The following is a 5,173-nucleotide window of genomic DNA, read 5'->3' on the forward strand; positions in this document are numbered from 1 at the left end:
AGCTGGAGGGGGCGGGCGATGTCGTCGGCTGCGAGGACGACCCGCCGTGCCCGCTGCGCGGCGCGTGCAGACTGCGCGGCGCCCTGCGCGACGCGCAGGAGGCGTTCTTCGCCGCCCTCGACCCGATCACGGTCGAGGATCTCGCGGGCCCGCCCACCGGCGCCCTCCTGCTGACCCTGAGTTCCCGCCCCGCGGACTGACCGGGAGAGAACACCCCGCCGGGCAGCCCTTGCGCACGCCCAAAAATACGCATCTCGAATACCAATTAAACCCGGACGTCAGGAGCCCTCCATGCTGTCCCCGCAGTCCACCGAGATCGTCCGCGCCACCCTCCCCGTCGTCGGCGGCGCGATCGGCGAGATCACGCCGCTCTTCTACGACAAGCTCTTCGCCGACCGCCCCGAGCTGCTGCGCGATCTCTTCAACCGGGGCAACCAGGCGAACGGCAGCCAGCGCCAGGCCCTCGCGGGCTCCATAGCCGCCTTCGCCACCGCGCTGGTCGAGCACCCAGAGGTCCGCCCGGACGCGATGCTCGCGCGCATCGCGCACAAGCACGCCTCGCTGGGCATCCGGCCCGAGCAGTACCCGCTCGTCCAGCAGCACCTCTTCGCCGCCATCGCCGAAGTGCTCGGCGACGCGGTCACCCCCGAGGTCGCCGCGGCCTGGGACGAGGTCTACTGGCTGATGGCCAACGCCCTGATCGCCATCGAGGCCGGGCTGTACGCGGCAGCGGGTGCCGAGGACGGGGACACCCGCATACCCTGCCGCGTCGTCGGGCGGCTCCGGGAGACCGCCGAGGTCGCCACCTTCCTCGTCCGCCCCCTCGACGAGCGGCCGCTGCCCGCCGCACGCCCCGGGCAGTACGTCTCCGTGCAGGTGGAACTGCCCGACGGGGCGCGGCAGATCCGGCAGTACAGCCTCTCCGGCGACCCGGACGACGCGCTCCAGTTCTCCGTCAAGCGGGACTCCGGCGACCCGGCCGGCGAGGTCTCGAACCACCTCCACGACCACGTGGGCGTGGGCGACGTCCTGCTGGTCAGCGCACCGTTCGGCGACGTGGTGCTGGAGCCCGGCACCTCCCCCGTACTCCTCGCCTCCGCGGGCATCGGCTGCACCCCGATGATCGGGATGCTCTCCCACCTCGCCGCGGCGGGCGACGGCCGCAAGGTCATCGCCGTGCACGCCGACCGCAGCGAGTCCACCCACGCCTTCCGCGCCGACCTGCTCCAGCTCACGGCCAAGCTCCCGGACGCGGTCGCGCACATCTGGTACGAGGAGCCCGAGGCCGACGGCCACCCGGCCGACCGTACGGGGTTCGCCGACCTCTCCCGTATCGACATCCCCGCGGGCACCACCGCCTATCTCTGCGGCCCGCTGCCCTTCCTCCGCACGGCTCGCGCCCAGCTCCTGGCGGCGGGCGTGGCGGCCGCCGACATCCACTACGAGGTGTTCGGCCCGGACCTGTGGCTGGGCACGGCGGCCTGACACCTCATCAACCCGACAGACACCGGGAGCACAGATCGTTACCCACGCGTAACTTGCCGGACCATTACCGCAAGTAAACAACTGAGGTTACCGTCAGGTCACTTCTCATCGGCGTGCCGCGCGGCCCCCCTTTCCCGCGCGGCACCGACGTCAGGAGAGTGACCCCGTGCGACACCCCCGGAAGTCCCTGCGCGCCACGGCCGTCGGCGTCGCCTCCGCCGCGTTGCTGGCGGGGGCGGCGTTCGGCACCGCGCCCGCCGCCCAGGCCGTGCCGGAGCGCCCGGCCGTCGCGGCGGCTTCGGCGGCCGCCACGACGGTTCGGTTCACCGACCTCCCCGGCTCCGGCGGCATCACCCTCAAGGGCAATGTCTTCGCCCCCGCGGACACCTCACGCCGCTACCCCCTGATCGTGTTCCCCACCAGCTGGGCCATGCCGCAGTTCGAGTACGTCGCGCAGGCCAAGCAGCTCGCCGAGGCGGGCTACGTCGTGGTCAGCTACACCGCGCGCGGCTTCTGGCTCTCCGGCGGGAAGATCGAGACGGCCGGGGCGCCGGATGTCGCCGACTCCGCCAAGGTCATCGACTGGGCGCTCGCCCACACCCCCGCCGACCCGGCCAGGATCGGCATGGGCGGCGTCTCGTACGGGGCGGGCATCAGCCTGCTGTCCGCGGCGTCCGATCCGCGGGTCAAGGCGGTCACCGCGCTGAGCGGCTGGGGCGACCTCGTCGAATCGATCTACGGCGAGCGCACCCAGCACCTCCAGGCCGCCGAGCTGCTGGGCGGCCTGGGCAAGCTCACGGGGAGACCCGGCGACGAACTCCAGCGAATACTGAAGGAGTTCCTGTCCTCCGATCTCTCCAAGGAACAGGACATGCTGGACTGGGGCGCCAAGCGCTCCCCCGCCACCTACCTCGACCGCATCAACGCCAACGGCACGGCCGTCATGCTGGGCAACGCGTGGGGCGACTCGGTCTTCACCCCGAACCAGTACGCGAAGTTCTACGAGCGGCTGACCGGCCCCAAGCGCCTGGAGTTCCGCCCCGGCGACCACGCGACCGGCGAGCTCACGGGCCTGCTCGGACTGCCCAACGACACCTGGACGCACGCCCGCCGCTGGTTCGACCGCTACCTCAAGGGCGAGTCCAACGGCATCGACCGCGAGGCCCCCGTCCAGCTCGCCTCCCGCTCCGGCGGCGCCTACGAGCCGTACGCGAGCTGGGCGGACGCCCAGGCGAACCGGCGCTCCGTGTCCCTGGAGGGCGCCCGGACGATCCGCACCGGCGTCGACTCGGGCGCGAACGGCGGCACCGCGATCCTGTCCAACGCGCTCGACCAGTTCCTCAGGATCCCGCCCATGGTGTCCGTGCCGCTGCTGCCGCGCTCGTACGCAGCGGTGTGGCAGACCGGCCCGTACGACCGCGAACAGCGCGTCCGGGGCGCGGTGACGGTGAAGACGTCGGTGACCAGCGACAAGGACACGGGCACGGCCGTCGCCTACCTCTACGACGTGGGCCCGCTGGGCGTGGGCCGGCTGATCAGCCACGCACCGTATACGTTCCGGGATGTGCGGCCGGGGAAGCCGTTCGACGTGAGCCTCGACCTCTTCGCGACCGCGTACGACGTCCCGGCCGGCCACCGGTTGGCGTTGGTGGTCGATTCCGTCGACCCCCTGTACATCTCGCACAATCCTGCGGGTGGGCGTTTGGCGTTCTCCTCGCCTGAGTTGTCCCTTCCTGTGCGCGGCTGAGAGTGCCACCGGATGTGCTTCGGCGACTGCGGGGCCTCTTCGGCTGGTCGCGCCCACGCGACGGAGCCGCAGATCGGTACAGCCCCGCGCCCCTTAGAGGGGCGCGGTACCCATCTCCGAGTCAGTCCACCGGGCGGTACGTCCCCGGTGCCACGTACACCGAGAAACGGGGCGAGGCCCCGCCCCGGTACGAGATGAAGTTCTGCGTGTACGACCGCGACAGCGGGCGGTCGGAGATGTCGGCGAGGAGTTTCCCGTAGGACGTCGGGTCGATGCCCTCCGAGCGGAGGAAAGCCGCCACGCGGTCGCGGGCCGCCTCGTCGTGGTCGTGCACGGGGATCATCGGCACGTACGCCGTGGCCACGGGCGTGTCCCGGCCGGGCTGGAGCGTGAAGGTCGTGACGGGCGGCTTCCGCTTCCAGGCGGGGGCGTCGTCCGGGCCGTTGACCGCCCGGAACGCGCGGGCGAAGGAGCCGGGCACGTGGCCGGGGTCGGCGGCGGCCTTGGCGTCGATGTCGTCGGCGGAGACGCCGGAGTGCGCGAGGTAGACCTGGGTGCGCAGCGCCTCGCCGGGCACGAGGTCCATGGCCAGGGCGACGGGTTCGTGCTCGGGGCCGAACGTGCCGCCGAGGTGCCGGGCGAGGGTGCGCCAGGGGCGGTCGAGGCCGAGGCGCTCCAGGGCCTCGGCCGTGCGGTCGGCCGCCTGGTCCCGGCCGTGCGCGGCGGGGTTGAGGAAGACCTTGTACGCGGGCGGGCCGTCCGGAACCCAGGCCACGGCGTGGGAGAGGGAGAAGTAGCCCTGCGGTTCGTCGGCGGTGAAGAGGTCCTCGACGCGCAGGTAGCCGTCGATGGTGACGCCGGGGCGGCCGGCGAGCCTGCGGGTGAGCTCCATGCCGTCCGCCATCCGCTCGCGGGCGGGGCCCCGGGGGGACTCCAGCGAGACGCGGACGCCCGCCTTGGTGCCCGCCCAGGCGATGGAGGTCTCGAAGGGCATGCCGTCGATGGCGACCCAGCAGGCGTGCTCGGGTGGCGTGCCGACGGGGAGTTCGCCCCAGGGGGTGATCACGTCGCGCAGGAGGGCGAGGATCGAGTCACGGGTCTCGCCGGTGAGTCCGAGGCTCTGCCGGGCGCGCCACACCTTGTCGGCAGCGACCTCGGCGTAGGTGTCGGTGGGCCGGTACCGGTCGGAGTCGAAGCGTGTGGGACGCCCGAACATCTCGGCTATGACCCCCGTGTCCGGGGTGAAGGTGTCGTGCCGCCGGGGCTGCGGGTGGCCGGGGCCTGCGGACTCCATCGTGTCTCCCTGTGCGTCGTGGTGCGTGCGTCGCGATGCGTGCGTGCGTCGTGGTGCCGTGACGGCGGATCGGTCGAGCGGCGGAAACGGTCGGGCGGCGGAACAGTGGAACAACGGGAAGCGCGGTACAGCGGAACAGTCGTGAACGACAAAGCGGTTGACAGCAGGCGGCAAAAACGATCGCGATCGTCCCATCGCGTGCCGCGCGCTGTCAGCGCTTTGCCCGACAATTGCCAGCGGGCCCGTTATCGGGCCTATGTTCCGGCCAACTTGCCGCCCTTCGCGCGCACGGCCGAGCCGCTCCACGACGCGCCGGAGGCCGCCCGGCACCGCGGGCGGGAGGCCGCCGAAGCGCACGCGACGCTCCGTCCATACCTGCGTATTACCCCCGGTTACAGCAGGGTCCGTGCGTGGGTCATACAAGAACGGCCGGATCGTGTTCGGCACTGGTCCGCTTCACGACGTTCTGCGACATGATCGCTACACATCGTTCCACCGGTGTGCGCTGCCCGCGGGCGATGCGCAAGGGATGTGCCCTGTCCACACGCGGCCAACCGGAGGGTGTCGGCGCCGCCGTGCTCCGGGAAGCCTGTGCAGAGGAGTTGTTGACGCGTGTCCGCACAGCACCACTCCGCCCCACCCCGGCC

At 71.9% G+C, this 5,173-nt stretch carries 3 protein-coding genes and 1 pseudogene; 3 read left to right on the plus strand and 1 reads right to left on the minus strand.

Annotation, left to right across the window (positions count from 1 at the left end; all coding sequences use genetic code 11):
• The 3 genes and pseudogenes from K6I34_RS31070 to K6I34_RS31080 form a co-directional block, all read left to right on the plus strand.
• Positions 1-200: pseudogene (locus K6I34_RS31070) on the plus strand (transcriptional regulator); the annotation flags it as partial.
• 91 nt (positions 201-291) lie between these two features.
• Positions 292-1,485 carry a globin domain-containing protein gene (locus tag K6I34_RS31075; RefSeq protein ID WP_229331155.1) on the plus strand — a complete coding sequence of 398 codons (1,194 nt, stop codon included), beginning with the start codon at positions 292-294 and terminating at the stop codon, positions 1,483-1,485.
• Between the two features lie 166 nt (positions 1,486-1,651).
• Positions 1,652-3,232: a CocE/NonD family hydrolase gene (locus K6I34_RS31080; RefSeq protein ID WP_229331157.1), complete on the plus strand. Its 1,581-nt coding sequence runs from the start codon at positions 1,652-1,654 to the stop codon at positions 3,230-3,232.
• A gap of 121 nt (positions 3,233-3,353) precedes the next feature.
• On the opposite strand, the gene K6I34_RS31085 is transcribed toward K6I34_RS31080, so the two are convergent.
• Positions 3,354-4,526: a tryptophan dimethylallyltransferase family protein gene (locus K6I34_RS31085; RefSeq protein WP_229331159.1), complete on the minus strand. Its 1,173-nt coding sequence runs from the start codon at positions 4,524-4,526 to the stop codon at positions 3,354-3,356.
• Between the last annotated feature and the right edge of the window lie 647 nt (positions 4,527-5,173).

The organism is Streptomyces sp. UNOC14_S4 (assembly GCF_020740835.1).
Classification (GTDB): Bacteria; Actinomycetota; Actinomycetes; order Streptomycetales; family Streptomycetaceae; genus Streptomyces.

What these genes read in the sequence shown, in the direction of transcription:
- K6I34_RS31075 (WP_229331155.1), top strand. Translation starts at nt 292, where the DNA reads ATGCTGTCCCCGCAGTCCACCGAGATCGTCCGCGCCACCCTCCCCGTC.
- K6I34_RS31085 (WP_229331159.1), bottom strand. Translation starts at nt 4,526, where the DNA reads ATGGAGTCCGCAGGCCCCGGCCACCCGCAGCCCCGGCGGCACGACACC.